General features: G+C 60.9%; 14 protein-coding genes and 1 pseudogene. 6 read left to right on the plus strand and 9 right to left on the minus strand.

Translation table 11 applies throughout. The features are described 5' to 3' along the window. Positions 1-12 precede the first annotated feature (12 nt). Both NXC14_RS08515 and NXC14_RS08520 read left to right on the plus strand, forming a co-directional pair. Positions 13-1,317 carry a lipoprotein-releasing ABC transporter permease subunit gene (locus NXC14_RS08515; protein ID WP_085777789.1) on the plus strand — a complete coding sequence of 435 codons (1,305 nt, stop codon included), beginning with the start codon at positions 13-15 and terminating at the stop codon, positions 1,315-1,317. Positions 1,318-1,331: 14 nt separating this feature from the next. Beyond that, positions 1,332-2,015 carry an ABC transporter ATP-binding protein gene (locus NXC14_RS08520; protein ID WP_085777790.1) on the plus strand — a complete coding sequence of 228 codons (684 nt, stop codon included), beginning with the start codon at positions 1,332-1,334 and terminating at the stop codon, positions 2,013-2,015. Between the two features lie 193 nt (positions 2,016-2,208). Here NXC14_RS08520 and NXC14_RS08525 read toward each other — a convergent pair. Continuing rightward, a pseudogene (locus tag NXC14_RS08525) lies at positions 2,209-2,670 on the minus strand (DUF5680 domain-containing protein); the annotation flags it as partial. Positions 2,671-3,183: 513 nt separating this feature from the next. Between NXC14_RS08525 and dnaE the strand changes: the two are divergent. Continuing rightward, entirely contained in the window at positions 3,184-6,681 is a 3,498-nt protein-coding gene (dnaE, locus tag NXC14_RS08530) for a DNA polymerase III subunit alpha (RefSeq protein WP_085777791.1), read from the plus strand. A 34-nt stretch (positions 6,682-6,715) separates the two neighbouring features. On the opposite strand, the gene NXC14_RS08535 is transcribed toward dnaE, so the two are convergent. Both NXC14_RS08535 and NXC14_RS08540 read right to left on the minus strand, forming a co-directional pair. Beyond that, entirely contained in the window at positions 6,716-7,972 is a 1,257-nt protein-coding gene (locus NXC14_RS08535; protein ID WP_085777792.1) for a L,D-transpeptidase family protein, read from the minus strand. A gap of 223 nt (positions 7,973-8,195) precedes the next feature. Continuing rightward, positions 8,196-9,488 carry a DNA polymerase IV gene (locus NXC14_RS08540; protein WP_085777793.1) on the minus strand — a complete coding sequence of 431 codons (1,293 nt, stop codon included), beginning with the start codon at positions 9,486-9,488 and terminating at the stop codon, positions 8,196-8,198. Positions 9,489-9,564: 76 nt separating this feature from the next. Here NXC14_RS08540 and NXC14_RS08545 point away from each other — a divergent pair, with 76 nt between their 5' ends. Further along, positions 9,565-10,152, plus strand: coding sequence for a GNAT family N-acetyltransferase (locus NXC14_RS08545; RefSeq protein WP_085777794.1), 588 nt, complete (start codon positions 9,565-9,567; stop codon positions 10,150-10,152). Here NXC14_RS08545 and NXC14_RS08550 read toward each other — a convergent pair. Both NXC14_RS08550 and NXC14_RS08555 read right to left on the minus strand, forming a co-directional pair. Further along, positions 10,127-10,801: a hypothetical protein gene (locus NXC14_RS08550; protein ID WP_085777795.1), complete on the minus strand. Its 675-nt coding sequence runs from the start codon at positions 10,799-10,801 to the stop codon at positions 10,127-10,129. The genes NXC14_RS08545 and NXC14_RS08550 overlap by 26 nt on opposite strands. Beyond that, positions 10,798-11,106 (minus strand): DUF3572 domain-containing protein, encoded by a 309-nt coding sequence (locus NXC14_RS08555; protein WP_085777796.1) that lies wholly within the window; start codon positions 11,104-11,106, stop codon positions 10,798-10,800. Before NXC14_RS08555 ends, NXC14_RS08550 begins: the two co-directional genes overlap by 4 nt. Before the next feature lie 133 nt (positions 11,107-11,239). Here NXC14_RS08555 and NXC14_RS08560 point away from each other — a divergent pair, with 133 nt between their 5' ends. Together NXC14_RS08560 and NXC14_RS08565 are read left to right on the plus strand one after the other, a co-directional pair. Then, positions 11,240-11,611: a response regulator gene (locus tag NXC14_RS08560; RefSeq protein ID WP_003547430.1), complete on the plus strand. Its 372-nt coding sequence runs from the start codon at positions 11,240-11,242 to the stop codon at positions 11,609-11,611. 18 nt (positions 11,612-11,629) lie between these two features. Next, complete coding sequence (locus NXC14_RS08565; RefSeq protein ID WP_085777797.1) at positions 11,630-13,003, plus strand: PleD family two-component system response regulator; 1,374 nt, start codon at positions 11,630-11,632, stop codon at positions 13,001-13,003. Between the two features lie 745 nt (positions 13,004-13,748). Here the strand turns inward: NXC14_RS08565 and rpmG are convergent. From rpmG to rnr, 4 genes are all read right to left on the minus strand, one after another. Next, entirely contained in the window at positions 13,749-13,916 is a 168-nt protein-coding gene (gene rpmG / locus NXC14_RS08570) for a 50S ribosomal protein L33 (protein ID WP_003587245.1), read from the minus strand. 92 nt (positions 13,917-14,008) lie between these two features. Next, positions 14,009-15,193: an MFS transporter gene (locus NXC14_RS08575; RefSeq protein WP_085777798.1), complete on the minus strand. Its 1,185-nt coding sequence runs from the start codon at positions 15,191-15,193 to the stop codon at positions 14,009-14,011. A gap of 251 nt (positions 15,194-15,444) precedes the next feature. After that, the gene (locus NXC14_RS08580; protein WP_085777799.1) at positions 15,445-15,891 is read right to left on the minus strand and encodes a DUF983 domain-containing protein; all 447 of its coding nucleotides are present in this window, start codon (positions 15,889-15,891) and stop codon (positions 15,445-15,447) included. Positions 15,892-15,962: 71 nt separating this feature from the next. Then, positions 15,963-18,335 (minus strand): ribonuclease R, encoded by a 2,373-nt coding sequence (rnr, locus tag NXC14_RS08585; protein WP_085777800.1) that lies wholly within the window; start codon positions 18,333-18,335, stop codon positions 15,963-15,965. Position 18,336: the final 1 nt, after the last annotated feature.

Genomic DNA, 18,336 nt, shown 5'->3' on the forward strand with positions numbered 1-18,336 from the left:
AACGGAGGCGAAATGGCAGAGGCAGCAATGGACCGGAGTTCAAAATCCGGCTTGGGTCCGGCTGGCAAGCCATTTTCCACCTTTGAGCGCCTCGTGGCGTGGCGTTATCTGCGCGCCCGCCGCAAGGAGGCCTTCATTTCGGTGATCGCCGGCTTCTCCTTCGTCGGCATCATGCTCGGCGTTGCGACGCTGATCATCGTCATGGCCGTCATGAACGGCTTTCGCACCGAGCTCGTCTCGCGCATCCTCGGCATCAACGGTCATATGATCGTGCAGCCGATCGATGGCCCCTTTACCGATTACCCCGACCTGACCGCCAAACTCGCGGCGGTGCCGGGCGTCAAGATGGCGCTGCCCCTGGTCGAAGGGCAGGTGCTTGCCTCCGCTCAGGCTGGCGGCAGCACCGGCGCTTTGGTGCGCGGCGCCCGCGCCGAAGACCTGACGAAACTCAAGACAATCTCCGACAACATCAAATCCGGCGACATGGTGGGCTATGCCTCTGGCGAGGGCGTGCTGATCGGCACCCGCATGGCCGATCAGCTGGGTCTGCGCGTCGGCGACCTCATTACCCTGACCTCGCCGGAAGGCGACATCACGCCGATGGGCGTCAATCCGCGCGTCAAATCCTATAAGATTTCCGGCCTGTTCGAGATCGGCATGTCCGAATACGATTCCTCAATCATCTTCATGCCGCTCGAGGAAGCGCAGCTCTACTTCAATGCCGCCGGGCTGGTGCAGTCGATCGAACTCTTCGTCGATCATCCCGATGATATCGACGCCCTGAGGCCGAAGGTGGAAGAGGCGGCCGGCCGCCAGATCAACCTTACCGACTGGCGTCAGCGCAACCAGACATTCTTCTCCGCACTCCAGGTCGAGCGCAACGTCATGTTCATGATCCTGACGCTGATCGTGCTCGTGGCGGCGCTCAACATCATCTCCGGCCTCATCATGCTGGTGAAGGACAAGGGCAGCGATATCGCCATCCTGCGCACCATGGGCGCCAGCGCCGGCGCCATCATGCGCATCTTCTTCATGACCGGGGCGGCGATCGGCATCGTCGGTACCCTTGCCGGTGTGCTGCTCGGCGTTCTCGTCTGCGTCAATATCGAATCCATCCGCCAGTTCTTCTCCTGGATCTCCGGCACCGTGATCTTCAATCCGCAGGTCTATTTCCTCAGCCAGCTGCCGGCCGAGATGGATATCAGCGAAACGATCTCGGTGGTCATCATGGCGCTCAGCCTCTCCTTCATCGCCACCATCTTCCCGGCATGGCGCGCCTCCAGGCTCGATCCGGTGCAGGCACTGCGCTACGAATAAGGAATGCCGCATTCATGAACCGCAACCTCGTCCTCAACCTTACCGGCGTCGAGCGCCATTACGGGCAGGGCGATACGCTGCTCACGATCCTGAAGGGTGCGGATTTCTCGCTGTCTAAAGGGGAAATCGTCGCCCTTGTCGCCCCCTCCGGCACAGGCAAGTCGACCCTGCTGCATGTCGCAGGCCTGCTCGAGCATCCCGATGGCGGCGAGGTTACCATTAACGGCCTTGCCTGCGATGGCCTTTCCGATGAGAAGCGCACCGCGATCCGCCGACGCGAGATCGGCTTCGTCTATCAGTTCCATCACCTCCTGCCGGAATTTTCCGCGCTTGAGAACATCATGATGCCGCAGCTGATTGCCGGCCTGTCCTGGAAGGAGGCCCGGGAGCGAGCCGGCCAGCTTCTCGATTATATGCGCATCGGCCATCGCGGTTCGCATCGCCCGGCTGAACTTTCCGGCGGCGAACAGCAGCGCGTCGCGATCGCCCGCGCCGTCGCCAATGCGCCGACGCTGCTTCTTGCCGACGAGCCGACCGGCAATCTGGATCCGGAAACGGCAAGCTACGTCTTCGATGCGCTGGAGGCGCTGGTGCGCCAATCCGGCCTTGCCGCCCTCATCGCCACCCACAACCATGAACTTGCCGGCCGCATGGATCGGCGCGTCACGATTTCGGACGGCAAGATCGTCGACTTTTGAGACGGCTATCCATGGCTGTTTTGTTGACCACCTCACCCTAACCCTCTCCCCGTAAACGGGGCGAGGGGACTTGCCCAGCGAGAGGTAGGTGGGGAACGGAGGGGGCGCGGCCATCTCCTTCGCCCCGCAAGCGGGGAAAGGGTGCCGGCATGCGGATGAGGGGCTGATCTCGCCGACCTCCTGGTCGGACATCAGGAATAACCAGCCCACCGCGATAATCGAGCACATAGGCCTTCCGCTCCTCGACCATGATGCATTCCTGGCCGCTGAATCCCTCGCAGCCGCCTTCGCTGCGGTCGACATAGCGGCCGAACGGATGATCGAATTCGATTCCGCCGAGAAAGCGGCCCTCCCGATACATTGCCGACAGCGCCGCCTTGATCACCGTTCCGGCGGCTCTGCCGTCGATCAGATCGGACGCGACGACGCGGCCGAAATAATTCATCGCCCAGACGGGTTCGCCGGCAAACCAAATCACTTCCTGTCCGGCGAAGTCGGTGCCGCCGAAGTAGCTGTCGAGATAGGACCAGTCGCCGCGCTCGTAGCCGATATCGTGAGCACCCGGCCGGCAGGGCGGACGAGACACACCACCGCCGACATAGGTCGCGGCCTTCGCCTCTACGATGAAGTCGTTCAGTATCACGGTGTCGAGCATTATCATCTTCCTCCTGCCTCATCTGATACGGATATAGCAGAACGATGAGAACATAAGAAGAACAAAAGAGTGGGCATCGCCCGATCGACTTGGCGCAGGTGCATCAGACATCGACTGCGCTGTACGGATCCGTTCGGCAGGCGATGTCGAGCCGGTCGCGGAGCATGTTCAAAGCCAGCGCCGACGGCGAGGTTCGATTCGCAGTCCGGAGCCGGCATTTTCAAACGCAAGCGCAAAGGAAAAGATTCCTGTTGACATCGGAACATAGATGGAACAAATTGAAAACATAACAAGTAAAGGAGAGCCAGATGACTGACATGATCCGTGATATTGCAGCATTCACCTCCATCGCAATGTTCGTTGCCAGCTTCTCGCTGATCGTCATCGCGATCTAAAGTTTTCAGGGGATCGCATGGCAGTCATGCGGTTCGCACGCGGGTCTTCTTCTGGACATCATTGCCCTCAATGCCGACAATGCATCCGATTCATTTCGGTTAATTGGGAAGGCATATCATGGCGGACACGGAAAAGGGTTCAATGGGTGAGGCGACCGGCGGCACGCCGGGCTTCATCCACCTGAGGGTCCACTCCGCCTATTCGCTTCTTGAGGGTGCGCTGCCTCTGAAGAAGATCCTCTACAAGGCGACCAGCGACAGTCAGCCTGCGATCGCCATTACCGACACCAACAATCTCTTCGTCGCCCTTGAATTCTCCCAGAAGGCAATGGACGAGGGCCTGCAGCCGATCATCGGCTGTCAGGTCTCCATCGACATGGAAGACGGATTGGAAAGTGAGAAGCGCGGCGGTCAGCAGGCCCTGATCAAGCTGCCATCGATCGTTCTACTTGCCGCGACGGAGGCCGGTTATGAAAGGCTGGTCGATCTCGTCAGCCGCGCCTATCTCGGCGGCGATAGCAACCAGGCCATACATGTCAGAGCCTCCTGGCTGGAAGAGGCAGGCACGGAAGGTCTGATCGCCTTGACCGGCGCCCTGACCGGACCGGTCGACGCGGCTGTCAGGGAAGGTCATCCCGGCCAGGCGGGAGCCCGGCTGCTCACGCTGAAGCGTCTCTTCGGCGACAGACTCTATGTCGAACTGCAGCGGCACGGCACCTACGACAAGCGGCACGAGCAGAAGATCGTCAGGCTTGCCTACACGCATGACCTGCCGCTCGTCGCCACGAACGAGGCCTTCTTTCCGACCCGCGACGATTACGACGCCCATGATGCGCTGATGGCGGTTGCGCATAACGCCATCGTCTCGGACGACAGCCGCTTTCGCCTGACGCCGGATCACTATCTGAAAAGCCGGGCCGAAATGGCCAAGCTCTTTGCCGACCTGCCGGAAGCGCTTGAGAACACGATCGAGATCGCCAGGCGCTGCTCCTTCGTGTTGAAGACAAGAAAGCCGATCCTGCCGCGCTTCACTGGCGCCACCGACGATGCCGAGGAGGCCGAACGCGCCGAGGCGGGCGAATTGCGCCGCCAGGCGGTGGAAGGGCTGGACATGCGGCTTGCCACGCTCGGCATGTCGCCGGGTTACGAGGAAAAGGATTATCGTGAGCGGTTGGAGTTCGAGCTAAGCGTTATCGAGCGCATGCGCTTCCCGGGTTACTTCCTGATCGTTTCCGACTTCATCAAGTGGGCCAAGCAGCATGATATTCCCGTCGGTCCCGGTCGCGGTTCGGGCGCCGGTTCGCTGGTCGCCTATGCATTGACCATCACCGACGTCGACCCGCTGCGCTTCTCGCTGCTCTTCGAGCGCTTCCTCAATCCGGAACGCGTCTCAATGCCTGACTTCGACATCGACTTCTGCCAGGACCGTCGCGAAGAGGTGATCCGTTACGTTCAGGCGAAATATGGGCGCGAGCAGGTGGCGCAGATCATCACCTTCGGTTCGCTGCAGGCGCGCGCCGCACTTCGCGACGTCGGCCGCGTGCTGGAAATGCCCTACGGTCAGGTAGACAAGATCTGCAAACTCGTGCCGAACAATCCGGCCAATCCGACGCCGCTCTCTAAAGCGATCGAAGAGGAGCCGAAGCTGCAGGAGGAGGCGGCGAAGGAACCGGTGGTGGCGCGCCTGCTCGACATTGCCCAGAAGATCGAAGGGCTTTATCGCCACGCCTCGACGCATGCTGCCGGTATTGTCATCGGCGATCGGCCGTTATCCAAGCTGGTGCCGATGTATCGCGATCCGCGCTCCGACATGCCGGTCACCCAGTTCAACATGAAGTGGGTGGAGCAGGCCGGCCTCGTCAAGTTTGACTTTCTCGGCCTGAAGACTCTGACGGTGCTGAAGGTCGCCGTCGATTTCGTCGCCAAGCGCGGCATCAAAGTCGATCTTGCGGCCATTCCTCTCGACGACAAACCGACCTACGAGATGCTGTCGCGCGGCGAGACGGTCGGCGTGTTCCAAGTGGAAAGTGCCGGCATGCGCAAGGCGCTGATCGGCATGAAACCGGATTGCATCGAGGACATCATCGCGCTGGTGGCGCTCTACCGCCCGGGCCCGATGGAGAACATCCCGACCTACAATGCTCGCAAGCATGGCGACGAAGAGCTGGAATCGATCCATCCGATGATCGACCACCTGCTCAAGGAAACGCAGGGCGTTATTGTCTATCAGGAACAGGTGATGCAGATCGCCCAGGTCCTGTCGGGCTATTCGCTTGGCGAGGCCGACCTTCTGCGCCGCGCCATGGGTAAGAAGATCAAGGCGGAGATGGACCAGCAGCGCGAACGCTTCGTCGTCGGCGCGGTCAAGAACGGCGTCTCGAAGCCGCAGGCCGACAACATCTTCGAACTCTTGGCGAAGTTTGCGAACTACGGCTTCAACAAGTCGCACGCCGCCGCCTACGCCATCGTCTCCTACCAGACGGCCTATATGAAGGCGCATTATCCGGTCGAGTTCCTCGCCGCCTCGATGACGCTCGACATGTCCAATACGGAAAAGGTCAATGATTTCCGGCAGGACGCCAAGCGCTTGGGCATTGAGGTGATTGCGCCCTCGGTGCAGACATCCTTCCGACATTTCGAGACCGGCGATAACCGCATCTATTATGCGCTCGCCGCTTTGAAGGGCGTCGGCGAATCCGCCGTCGACCACATCGTCGAGGTGCGTGGCGACAAACCTTTTGCCAGCATCGAGGATTTCTGTCTGCGCATCGATCCGCGCCAGGTGAATCGCCGCGTGCTCGAAAGCCTGATCTATGCCGGCGCCTTCGATTGTTTCGGCACCGACCGCGCCCAGCTTTCCGCCGGCCTCGACCGCATCCTCGGTTATGCCCAGCGCGCCCAGGAAAATAAGCTGAGCGGCCAAGCGGACATTTTCGGCAGCGCACTAAACTCGGGCCCGGAGAAGATCTCCTTGCCGCCCTATTCACCCTGGCTGGCATCGGAGCGGCTGCTCAAGGAGTTCCAGGTGCTGGGCTTCTATCTGACGGCCCACCCGCTCGATTCCTACAACAACATCCTGCAGAAGATGCGTGTGCAGACTTTCGCCGAGTTTTCAGCGGCCATCAAACAGGGCGCCGCCAATGCACGCCTTGCCGGAACCGTCATCTCCAAGCAGGAGCGCAAGACCCGCACCGGCAACAAGATGGGCATCATCGTCTTTTCCGATTCTTCAGGCCAGTTCGAGGCGGTGCTGTTTTCGGAGATGCTGAACCAATATCGCGACGTGCTCGAGTCCGGAAAATCCTTCCTGCTGACAGCGACCGGTGAGGAGCGGCCGGAGGGTATCGGTCTTCGCATCCAGACGATCCAGTCGCTTGAGGAAAAGTCGCTGCAGATGCAGAAGGCGCTGCGCGTTTATGTCCGCGATTCCGGGCCGCTGAAGATGGTTGCCGGCCATCTGAATGCTAAGGGTGACGGTCTGGTTTCCTTCATTGTCATCAAGGAGGAGGGCAAACGCGAGGTGGAAGTGGCGCTGCCGGAGAAATACCGCATCACCCCCGAGATTGCTGCCGCTCTTCGCGCCGCCCCCGGCGTCGTTGACGTCGAGCTTGTCTGATCAACACAGTTGATGATCGACCCCGTTGATCTCGTCACCCACGGGTGATCGTGATGAAATCCGTGCCTTCGCCGGTTTCCCGGCCAAGGCCGGTGTCGGAGATCGTCAGCGTCGAGCCGGGCGCGATCAGTGCGTCGATCCTGCGGCGGGCCTCGTCGGGGATCGTGATGCGGCTCAGCGAAAGGGCAATCGGCTTGCCCATGACAATGGAGCTTTCCTGGCTGGTGATGCCGAGTCGTTTCATCGTCTCGCGGGAGAGGTTGTTGCTAAGTGTGACGCCGAACCAGTCCGCCGTTCCGGCCTGTTCATCGACCGCATGCAGCGTGAAAAAATGCGTGCCGAGCGCCAATCCCGGATCGGCGATCGTTACCGGCGCTTCGAAAATCGGCTTGAAGGCCTGCCGCACCATGATGACGCCGTTCGGAGGCTCGCCCTTGCCGGCTGCGGAATAGACCGATGTGAGAAGTCTGTCGGAGACCAGGCTCCTGTCGCCGGCAAATTCCGTCGGCCGCAGCATCTTGAAGGCGTTGATCGCCTGCACGGTCGACGGACCGAGCAGCCCGTCCGGACTGCCGGCGGAAAAGCCGAGCTGATTGAGTATCGTTTGAATGTCGATCACCGTTTCGCGCAGCGTTCGCCGCGTGACGAGCATGCTGATCGGCTCGGACGGCGGCCGGACCTCCGGCGCGGTAACCGGCGATGCCGCCGGCATCGGCATTGCGGCGGTGTCGTTCATCGCCACCTGCACCGGTGTCCCGGGACTGACGGGGATGGAGGGCCGCAGCTCGACATCCGAAAGGAGCGGCATCGCTGCCGGCGCATCGGGGCGGAAAAGGTTCGGATGGTCGATCGGCTGCGGCACCAATTCGTCGTCGCTGATGATGACGGGAATGCCGGGCTCGGTCATTCGGTAGAGCATTTTTGCGAAGGCGCCGGGCATGCGGACGCAGCCGTGCGAGGCGGGATAACGCGGCACGGAATTGGATTCGTGCAGCGCGATTCCGGACCATGTCAGGCGTTGCATGAACGGCATCGGGGCGGCCGAATAGAGGTTGGATTCGTGGTATTTCTGCTTTTCGAGCACCGAGAAAATGCCGCTCGGAGTCGTATGGCCGTCCTTGCCGGTCGAGACCTTCGAGGTCGCGACGACGTCGGTGCCGTCATAAACCACAAGCGACTGCTTGTTCTTCGAGACGAAGATCTGCAGCGTGCGTGCATCCGCGGCAAGAGCAGGGTGCACGAGTGCGGTGGCCGACAGCAAGCCGAGGCCGAAGACAAGACGCGAGAACATGATACCCAACCATACGCAATACTGGCCCTGCACATTATGAGACGAAGTTTAAGGAAGATTTTAAACCCCGGACTCATCGGCTTGCCCGGAACGGTGCAGCGTTCCGCGCTGACGACACGCATACATAAAAGGCAAGCATGCCGGATGAATCAAAGTTTGATCTGTTTGGTTTAAGGTATTGTTTTTATTTTGCGTCTCTAACAAGCGCGCACCGCGAGATGTTCTAGTGATCGCGCTTGCCGCTGCCGAAGGTGTAGCCGGTTTCGACCGTATTCTTGCCGAACTTGTCGCGCAGCTTGTCCATCGCCGCTTCGGCCGCCGCCCGCCGGCCTGACTGCCGGTCAATCAGATCGGGCGGATCGGCGCAGGTGGCATCGCCGAGGTCGGTGACGCCTATGCCGATCAGGCGGAATTTCGTACCGTCCGTTTCCTTTTCGAGAAGTTCGAGCCCGATGCGGAAGATCCTGTCGGCAAGCTGGGTCGGGTCCTCGAGCTTGCGGTTGCGGGTGCGCGTCTTGAAGTCGGCGCTCTTCATCTTCAGCACCACCGTCCGGCCGGCAATATCGTTTTTCTTAAGCCGCCAGGAAACCTTCTCGGAAAGGTTGCGCAGGATCGGCACCAGATCGTCGTGGCGCGAGATGTCGTCGAAAAAGGTCGTTTCGGCCGAAACGCTCTTGGCGGCGTCGTTGAGATGCACCTCGCGGTCGTCGATGCCGCGCGAGAGCCGCGCAAGGCGCTGGCCGATACTGCCGTAGCGGCGCATCAGATCGTTCTCCTCCATCTGCTGTAGCTGGCCGATGGTGCGGATGCCGTCCGCCTCCAGCGTCGCGGCAAAGGCCTTGCCGACGCCCCAGATGGTGGTGACGGGACGCGGCGCCAGAAATTCCACCGCTTCTTCACGGCCGACGACGGAAAAGCCGCGCGGCTTCTGCAGGTCGGAAGCGACCTTGGCGAGGAATTTGCAATAGGAAAGCCCGACCGATACGGTAATGCCGATCTCCTTTTCGATGCGGCGAGCGAATTTGGCGAGCGTACGCGCCGGTGGATCATGATGCAGCCTCTCCGTGCCGCCCAACTCCAGGAAGGCTTCGTCGATCGACAGCGGCTGCACCAGCGGTGTCAGATCCTGCATCAGTGCGCGCACCTGGCGCCCGACCCGGACATATTTTTCCATGTCCGGGCGTATGACGACGGCCTGGGGGCATGCCTCCAGCGCCTTGAACATCGGCATCGCCGAACGCACGCCGTGGATACGGGCGATATAGCAGGCAGTGGAGACGACACCGCGTTTGCCGCCGCCGATGATGACCGGCTTGTCGGCAAGTTCGGGATTGTCACGCTTCTCGACCGCCGCGTAGAAGGCGTCGCAATCGATATGCGCGAGCGTCAGTCGATAGAGCTCGCGATGGCGCACCAGACGCGGGCTGCCGCAGGATAGGCAACGACGCGCCTCACCCTTCTGCTCGGCAAGGCAGTCGCGACAGAAGCCGGGTGTCTTGTCAGGCGCGGGCGTCATGGTGAGAACAAAGGTTGAACGGCGCGACACTACGCCTTAAGCTTATGAGTCACAAGAGAGGACGGGAGCTTTGCCTTTGGATAAAGATCTTCGTTTCGAGCCGGTGACGGCAGACCGGTGGGGCGACTTCGAGACTCTGTTCGGCCCGCAGGGCGCTTTTTACAATTGCTGGTGTGTCGCGCTGCGCTTGCCGCATGCGGCGAGGACGACGATGACGGCCGACGAGCGCAAGGCGCATATGCGCGAACGGATCGGGGCCGGGCCGCCGCCGGGGATCATCTGTTATGCCGATGGCGGACCGGTCGCCTGGGTGCAGGTCGGGCCGCGCCACGACGTGCCGCAGTTCAATTCACCGCGCACCGTCTCGCGGCCGCTGGAGGAGGATGATGCGCGTGATCCCTCTATCTGGGCTGTCAGCTGCTTCTTCCTGCTGCCGAAACTGCGCGGCAGGGGATTAAGTCATCGCCTGCTCGCCGGCGCGATCGACCATGCCCGGCGCCAGGGCGCGCGGCTGCTCGAAGCCTGCCCGATCGATCATGCGAAGCAGTCGAAATCGGTGACGCTCTGCATCGGCTCGACGGCAATCTTCGAGGCAGCCGGTTTCGAGACGATTGCCAGACGCAAGGACGGCCGTCCGCTCATGCGGCTGGAACTGCGCGGTTGATTGTGCCGGAAAGGAAGTGGGCCTCGATCAGCTCGGCCGCATGCGCCCAATCGGTGGCCCGGGTGATGTCGTCGGCTGCCGCCGGAGCGAAACGATGGACGGGCGAATCCGGCATCAGGTGAATGAGCAGGCAATTGGCGACGTGATCCCTGACGGAATGCAGATTGCGCGCCATATCGTCGATAAAGACAACGGGAAGGGAGCGGCTGGCATGCAAGGCGTGGACGATCGGCCCCTTGGGCTCTTCGCTGGCAAGCAGCGGAAAGAGCAGACCCATCCTGTCGAGCAGGCGACGGCGCTGCTCCTGGAACCGCGGCTGCATGGCCGTCAGAAACAGGACATCGGCCTCGCGCGAAAGCCGGTCGAGCGTTTCGACTACGCGGTCGAGCGGCGTCTGCCACAGCTCCTGCGCCTCGAAGAATTCCTCGATCAACCGGCTGACCTGCTGGTCCCCGATCTCCGTGCCGTCCGCTTTCGAGACGATGTTGCCGTGAAGCTTGAACGAGCGCGGCAGAAACGCGTGACCCTGGCTCTGAAGAAAAAGCTGGAAGGGGTCGATGAACCGCAGCACGACATCGTCGACGTCGCAGACGATCAGCGGCCGCTCGCCGAGCCGGATGTGCGAAACATCGAACTTTGTCACGCTCAGTATTCTCCCGAATCGAGCCCCGGCGAGGAGAAATGCCGCCAGGCGGCCGTCACCGTCTCCGGGCTGAGGCCACTCGCCGTGCAGAAGGCCATCGCCGTCGGTTCGTGGTTCATCAGGAAGTCCATCATGCCTGAGAGGAAACCCGGATCGTTGACTGCGTTGCGCACCTGCTCGGGCGCCACGCCGGTGAGTGCGAGGAAGCGGCCGAACATGTCGGGATCGGCGGCAAGCCAGCCGAGCACGGCGATCGCCGTCTCGTGCGGCTCGGCCGCCTGTTGTTTCGAAGTCTTGAAGTTGCTTTGCATTTCGAGGGGTAAGTTACCTTTTCTTCAACCAAATACCGCTAGCGTGCGCTATCGGTTTCACGGAGCTATTCATCCGCATGTGCATTTCTCATGGGACGAACGACTGCGCGAACGGACGTAGGGACAGCTTGTCATGCCCAAACAGGTAATGATTGTAGAAGATAACGAGCTCAACATGAAGCTCTTTCGCGACCTGATCGAGGCGTCCGGCTATACCACGATTCAGACGAGAAACGGCATGGAGGCGCTCGATCTGGCGCGCAAACATCGCCCCGACCTCATCCTCATGGATATCCAGCTTCCCGAGGTCTCCGGCCTCGAAGTCACGAAATGGCTGAAGGAAGATGACGAGCTGCATGTGATTCCCGTCATCGCCGTCACGGCTTTCGCGATGAAGGGCGATGAGGAACGGATCCGCCAGGGCGGCTGCGAAGCCTATGTTTCCAAACCGATCTCGGTTCCGAAATTCATCGAGACGATCAAGACCTATCTGGGCGATGCCTGACGCATCGGAAAGACCATTATGACCGCGCGAATACTGGTGGTTGACGATATTCCAGCCAACGTGAAGCTGCTTGAAGCGCGGCTGCTCGCGGAGTATTTCGACGTGATGACCGCGGCCGACGGTCACGAAGCGCTAGCAATCTGCGAGCGCAACCAGGTCGACCTGATCCTGCTCGACATCATGATGCCCGGTATTGATGGCTTCGAGGTCTGCGAGCGGCTGAAGGCCAGTCAGAAAACCGCCCATATTCCAGTCGTCATGGTCACCGCACTCGACCAGCCGGCCGATCGGGTACGCGGTCTGAAGGCCGGCGCCGACGATTTTCTCACCAAGCCGGTCAATGATCTGCAGTTGATCTCGCGGGTGAAGAGCCTGCTGCGGCTGAAGACGTTGAGTGACGAACTGCGCATCCGCGCCGACACCGCTCATACGATGGGCATGGGCGACCTCATGCAGGCAGCCGAAGGCCGTGGCGACGAGGCCGGCCAGGTGCTATTGGTCGACGGCCGCGCCAATTCTCAAGAGCGCATCGTCAGGGCGCTGAAGCCCATCGCCGATGTGCTTGCGCTCTCCGATCCGCAGGCCGCCCTCTTCGAGGCGGCCGAGAACGCGTTCGATCTCGTCATCGTCAATGCCAATTTCGACGATTACGATCCGCTTCGGCTCTGCTCGCAACTGCGCTCGTTGGAGCGCACACGCTTCCTCCCGATCCTGATCATCACCGAGCAGGGCACCGACGACATGGTCGTCCGCGCGCTTGATCTCGGCGTCAACGACTACATCATCCGCCCCGTCGATCCCAACGAGCTCGTCGCCCGCAGCCTGACGCAGATCCGTCGCAAGCGTTATAACGATCGTCTGCGCGCCAGCGTCAAGCAGACGATCGAGCTTGCCGTGACCGATCCACTGACTGGCCTTTACAACAGACGTTATCTCGACAATCACCTGAACGTGCTCTTCAACCGGTCGATGGCGCGGGGCCGGCCGCTTTCGGTGCTGATCACCGATATCGACCGTTTCAAGCAGGTGAACGACACATACGGCCATGACGGCGGCGACGAAGTGCTGCGCGAATTCGCAAACCGCGTCCGTTCAACCATCCGCGGCGCCGACCTCGCCTGCCGTTACGGCGGGGAGGAATTCGTCGTGGTGATGCCGGACACCTCGCCTGAAGTTGCCGCAGCCGTCGCCGAGCGCCTGCGCGCGGCTGTCGAAAGCGCTCCCTTCATGCTGAAGCGCTCAAGTGAAGCCCTGGCCGTCACAGCGTCCTTCGGCATCGCCTCGCGCTTCGGCGCGGTGCTGACGCCGGACCAACTGATGAAGCAGGCCGATCTAGCTCTTTACCAGGCCAAGAATACCGGCCGCAATCGCGTGGTCGCAGCGGCCGCTTGACGAATCACTTGGGCGCCATACGCGCCATTTGCGGGTTTTCCACTGCGGTAAGCGATTTGTTACCAATTTTTAACCTTCGCCTGTGCGACGTAGGCCCAAATTTTTGCAGCCCGGTAACCAAAAAATGGACTCTCGGCGTTGCTGTGGATAGGGCGGCGGCGCGACAGTCTCCGGAATGTTGGAGCCCAGCCCAAAATGAAATGAAAACTATAAAAAACGCCCGTCGCCAACGGGGTCAAATAAAGTGTGTCGGCATCACCTCACGTAAGGGGAGGAGCTGCTTAAGTTATTAAGGTATATTGTCGAACTTCTTCGAGTCCCTCGTCATTAGGCTTTGCCGTCAAGCAGAGCCGTCAAATCTTTGTATGTTCCAAAACTGGACTTTTAACCATAGAATCAAGCTCAGAAAATTCATCATTAAGAATTTGTTGATTTTCTTTCATTTCTGCGCAAATTATCGGCTCATAAAAGAAGCGCTCCGCAGAGGAGCTGTCGATACCCCATGATGCTCAGGTCCGCCGCATCTCCTGGGTCGTGGGGTCGGTCGGCTAGTAGGCAAGTCATAACGGTTCCTCGTGCCGTTTTGCATGCTGGCCGACCCCCTTTCAAGAAAGCGCCGCCACTTCCCGAAGATGGAAGGGCGGCGTTTGTCTGTTTGCGCTATCATTTTCCAAGGCGGTCCCAGGACAATAAAAAACGCGCAACCCGAAGGCGCGCGCTTTTTGAAATCCGTCAGGCCAAGTGATTACTTGATCTTGGTTTCCTTGAACTCGACATGCTTCTTAGCAATCGGGTCATACTTCGTCTTCGTCATCTTGTCCGTCATCGTACGGCTGTTCTTCGTCGTGACGTAGAAGAAACCGGTGTCGGCTGTCGACAGCAGCTTGATCTTGATTGTTGTAGCCTTGGCCATGGTCGTCCTGCCTTTAAGAAAATGAAAGCCGTGGAAGCCGGATGGGCTCCACGGCAAATTCTGGCGCGAAACTACGAATCCCGCCCGAAAAGTCAAGTCCGTTTTCGAACGAACATCAATCTGATGCCGGAAAGTAGGGCATAAAGACCGAAGAAAGCGGCAATCGCCCAGGCAAAACCATTATTTCCGGCGACGTCGATTGCTGCGCCGATCACCTGTGGCCCAGCCACGGTTCCCACCGCATAACAGAAGACGAAGGCGGCATTGGCCGCAGCCAGATCGGAACCCGTCAGCCGCGAACCGAGATGGCTGAGGCCAACCGTGTAGAGGCCGGAGACGCAGCCGCCCCAGAAGAGCAGCATCCCGGCCATCAGCAGCCAGTTGTTGACCAGGATCGGCAGCGTCATCGAGCCGACAAAGCCCATCAGCGCCATCCCTGCCAGAAGCGGTCGCTTGTCGCGGATGCGGTCGGAGAGCAGGCCGAGCGGAATCTGGAAGATGACGTTGCCGACGCCCATCATCGTGAGCAGCAGCGCCGCCTGCGATTCGGTGAAATGGGCGCGCACGGCAAAAATCGGAAAAAGTGACAGCCCGCCAGCTTCGACCGCGCCGAAGATGAAGACGGCAGCCGTCGCTGTCGGCACCAGCAGGACGTAGCGCATGAAATGCAATTCCGGCTTTTCCTCGAGCACCGGGCTTTCGTCACGGGCGATGAAAATCGGAATGGCGGCAAGCAGGATCGCGCCCGCGCCGACTAGGAAGGGAAAGATGCCGTCGCTGCCGAGTATGGAAAAGAGCAGGGGTCCTGCGGCGAATCCAATGGAAAGCACGGTCGCATAAATGCCGAGCACAAAGCCGCGCTTGGATGGCGGCGAGGCGGCGTTGATCCAGAACTCGGAGAGGATGAACAGCGTCGTCGTTGCGCCATGGAAGGCGAAACGCAGCGGAAACCACATCCAGAAATCCTGGGCATAATAGAAGCCGAGTGCACTCAGCGCCGAAATCAGCACCGCCCAGAGCATCGTCGGCGCAACGCCGTATTTATGAGCGAGCTTTGTGGTAACAGGGGCCGCGGCCATCGCCGAAATCCCGGCCATCGCCGTGTTGAGCCCGATCAGCGTAGACGAGATGCCGCGTTTTTCGAGGATGATGCTGAGAAGCGGGAGTCCGAGACCGATTGCTATGCCGACGGCTGAAATGGACGAGATGGCTGCCACCAGAGAAGGCCAATGGATTTCTTCGACATCGCCCGGTGTGCCGGTTCTCGGCTGAGACATTTATCCATCCTTAGAAAGCTGCGCGAGCGAATCGAACTCTCGTCTCACAGAGAAGGGACACAGATGTGCCAAATCCAGGTGACGGGCGGCGTTTCGCAGTATTTCCGATGTGATCTGCGGAATGTAAAGCCTGTTCAGACAAGAAAAGCTTACCATGTCAAGTCGTTGAAAGATCGTTGACTCCCGCGTGTCGGTAGTGGTCGGTGGAGCGCTGGCACTACACGCTAAATATGTCTGGAAGGTGAAGGCGCTCAATCCGGCCGGCGGGGAAGCTCGTAATCATCGGGACTTTCGCTCTCGCCGCCGAAACCATGCATGCGTAGCGCCCATTGCAGACCGATGACGCCGCCCTTGATCGGCTGGATCGAGGCGAGCGCGGCGATGACCGTGATCGGCGCCCATATGGCAAGATGGACCCATACCGGCAACACGAAGGTCAGATCGGTCAGCATGTAGCCGCCGACGATGACGTGGCCGAGGACCAGGATGACGATATAGGGCGGCAGGTCGTCGGAGCGATGGTGATGGATCGCCTCGCCGCAGGCGGCGCAATGATCGACCGGTTTCAAAAAGGCGCGGAAGAGCTTGCCTTCGCCGCAGGCCGGGCAGCGGTTCATCAGCCCGCGCATGATGGAACGCCCGAGCGGACGCTCGGCTTCGGCCCCGTAGCGGGCGACCGGATCGGTCGGTGTGTTCATTGCATCTTCCTCTGTCAGGCAGAAAGCATGAAGCGCCGCAATAGGACCATTGCTGCTTTCGGCACAGCGGCTTAGCGGCGTCCGCGCGGGGGACGCGTTCCCGGTTTCTTGCGGACCTGGCCGCTGTCTCGGCGGCCGGCCTTATGAAAGGATCGCACTGCCGTCGGCATCTCGCGTCCTTCGCTCAGCATCTCGAAGCGCAAGGCCCCGGCAAGCGGGATTGCTTCCGCAAGCTTCACGGTGACGCTGTCGCCAAGACGATAGCCGAGGCCCGTCTTTTCACCCGACAGTGCCTGATGCGCCTCGTCATAGATGAAATAATCGGTGCCGAGCGTAGATATAGGGACGAAACCGTCGGCGCCATAGTCCGGTAAGGTGATAAAGAGCCCGGACTTCGTAACTCCGGAGACGCGGCCGGCAAACTCCTCGCCGACGCGGGTGCTCAAATGATGGGCGATCAGCCGGTCGATGGTCTCGCGCTCGGCCGCCATCGCCCGGCGCTCGAAGGTCGAGATTTCGGCGGCGATATCGTCGAGCGAGGCTTCTTCGTCGGGAGTGATGCCGCCTTCGCCGAAACCGAGCGAACCGACGAGCGCGCGATGCACGATGAGATCGGCGTAGCGGCGGATCGGCGAGGTGAAGTGGGCGTATTTCATCAGGTTGAGGCCGAAATGTCCGATATTCTCCGGACTGTAGATCGCCTGGCTTTGCGAGCGCAGCACCATCTCATTGACCATGGTCTGATGCGCCGTACCTTCCGCTTTCGCCAGAATGCCGTTGAAGCTGTTGGCGCGCACATTGCCGCCCTTGGCGAGCGAGATGCCGAGTGTCGCCAGGAACTCGCGCAAGACTTCCTGCTTGGCAAGCGTTGGACCATCATGGATGCGGTAGACCAACGGCTGGCGCTTCTTCTCGAGCGTTTCGGCGGCGCAGACATTCGCCTGGATCATCATCTCTTCGATCAGCTTGTGCGCATCGAGCCGCGGCGGCACGAAGACCCGGTCGACGGTGCCGTCTGATTTCAGCAGAATCTTGCGCTCCGGCATGTCGAGTTCCAGCGGCTGGCGCCGATCGCGTCCGCGCTTCATCACCCCATAGGCATGCCAGAGCGGTTTCAGGATCGCCTCGAGCATCGGTTCGGTCTTGTCGTCCGGACTTCCGTCGATCGCCGCCTGCGCTTGCTGATAGGAGAGCTTAGCGGCACTCTTCATCATGATGCGATGAAAGGTATGGCCGATCTTGCGGCCTTCGCCCGAGAAGCTCATGCGCACGGCGAGCGCCGGCCGGTCGACGCCTTCCTTCAGCGAGCAGAGATCATTGGAGATGCGCTCCGGCAGCATCGGCACGACGCGATCGGGGAAATAGACCGAGTTGCCGCGCTTCAGCGCTTCGCGGTCGAGCGGCGAATTGGGGCGGACATACCAGGAGACGTCGGCAATCGCGACGGTGACGATGACGCCGCCAGGATTGTCGGGCGAGGGATCGAGTTCGGCGTAAACTGCGTCGTCATGGTCCTTGGCGTCGGCCGGATCGATGGTGATCAGCGGCATGTTACGCCAGTCTTCACGATGCGCCATCGTCGCTGGTTTTGCGGCTTCTGCCTCCGCGATCACGGCCGGCGGGAAGACATGCGGGATGCCGTGCGCATGGATCGCGATCATCGAGATCGCCTTTTCCGAGCCGACCGAGCCGACGACGGAAAGGACCTTGGCTCGCGGCAGGCCGAAGCGTCCGAGGCGCGCGACTTCGATCTCGACCAGGTCGCCGTCCTTGGCGCCGCCGGTGAAGTCGGGATCGATCACCATCTCTTCGCCGCGCCGTTCGATCGGCAACAGGCGGCCGCCACCGCCCGGCGCGCTGCGGAAAACGCCCATCGCCGCACCGCGGCGCCTGTCGATCACCTTGATGATACGCGCCGTATAAGCCGGTCCGCCGCGATCGACGGCCGGGAAGATCTTCGCCAGGATTCGGTCGCCGAGGCCGGCGACGGGTGCCTTGCCCTTACCCTGGCGGCCTGCGGGCGATTGCTGGCGGATGGCGACGGCAGGCGCCACACCCTGCTCCTCCGGCCATTCCGCCGGCCGGCCGATCAAGTCGCCGTCCTTGTCGCGCGTCGTGATGTCGAGAACGGTGACGGGCGGAAGAGCGCCGGGACGAATGAGCGACTTGCGGCTCTTTTGCAGCATGCCTTCCTGCTCGAGTTCCTGCAGCATGTGCTTGAGCTCGACGCGGCTGTCGCCTTTCAGCCCGAACGCCTTGGCGAGTTCACGCTTGGAAGCCTTCTGCGGATGATCGGCGATGAAACGCAGGATCACTTCGCGCGAGGGCAGCGTGCCATGGACGATGTTCAGCGGTTCGACAGCGGAAGCATCCCTGCCGGCGCGGCCGATCTTGCCCGGGCGCTTGCCCGCGAGGTTCGTTCTGTCGCGCGGTGTCCTGCTCACG

The sequence above is a fragment of the Rhizobium sp. NXC14 genome (assembly GCF_002117485.1).
Classification (GTDB): Bacteria; Pseudomonadota; Alphaproteobacteria; order Rhizobiales; family Rhizobiaceae; genus Rhizobium.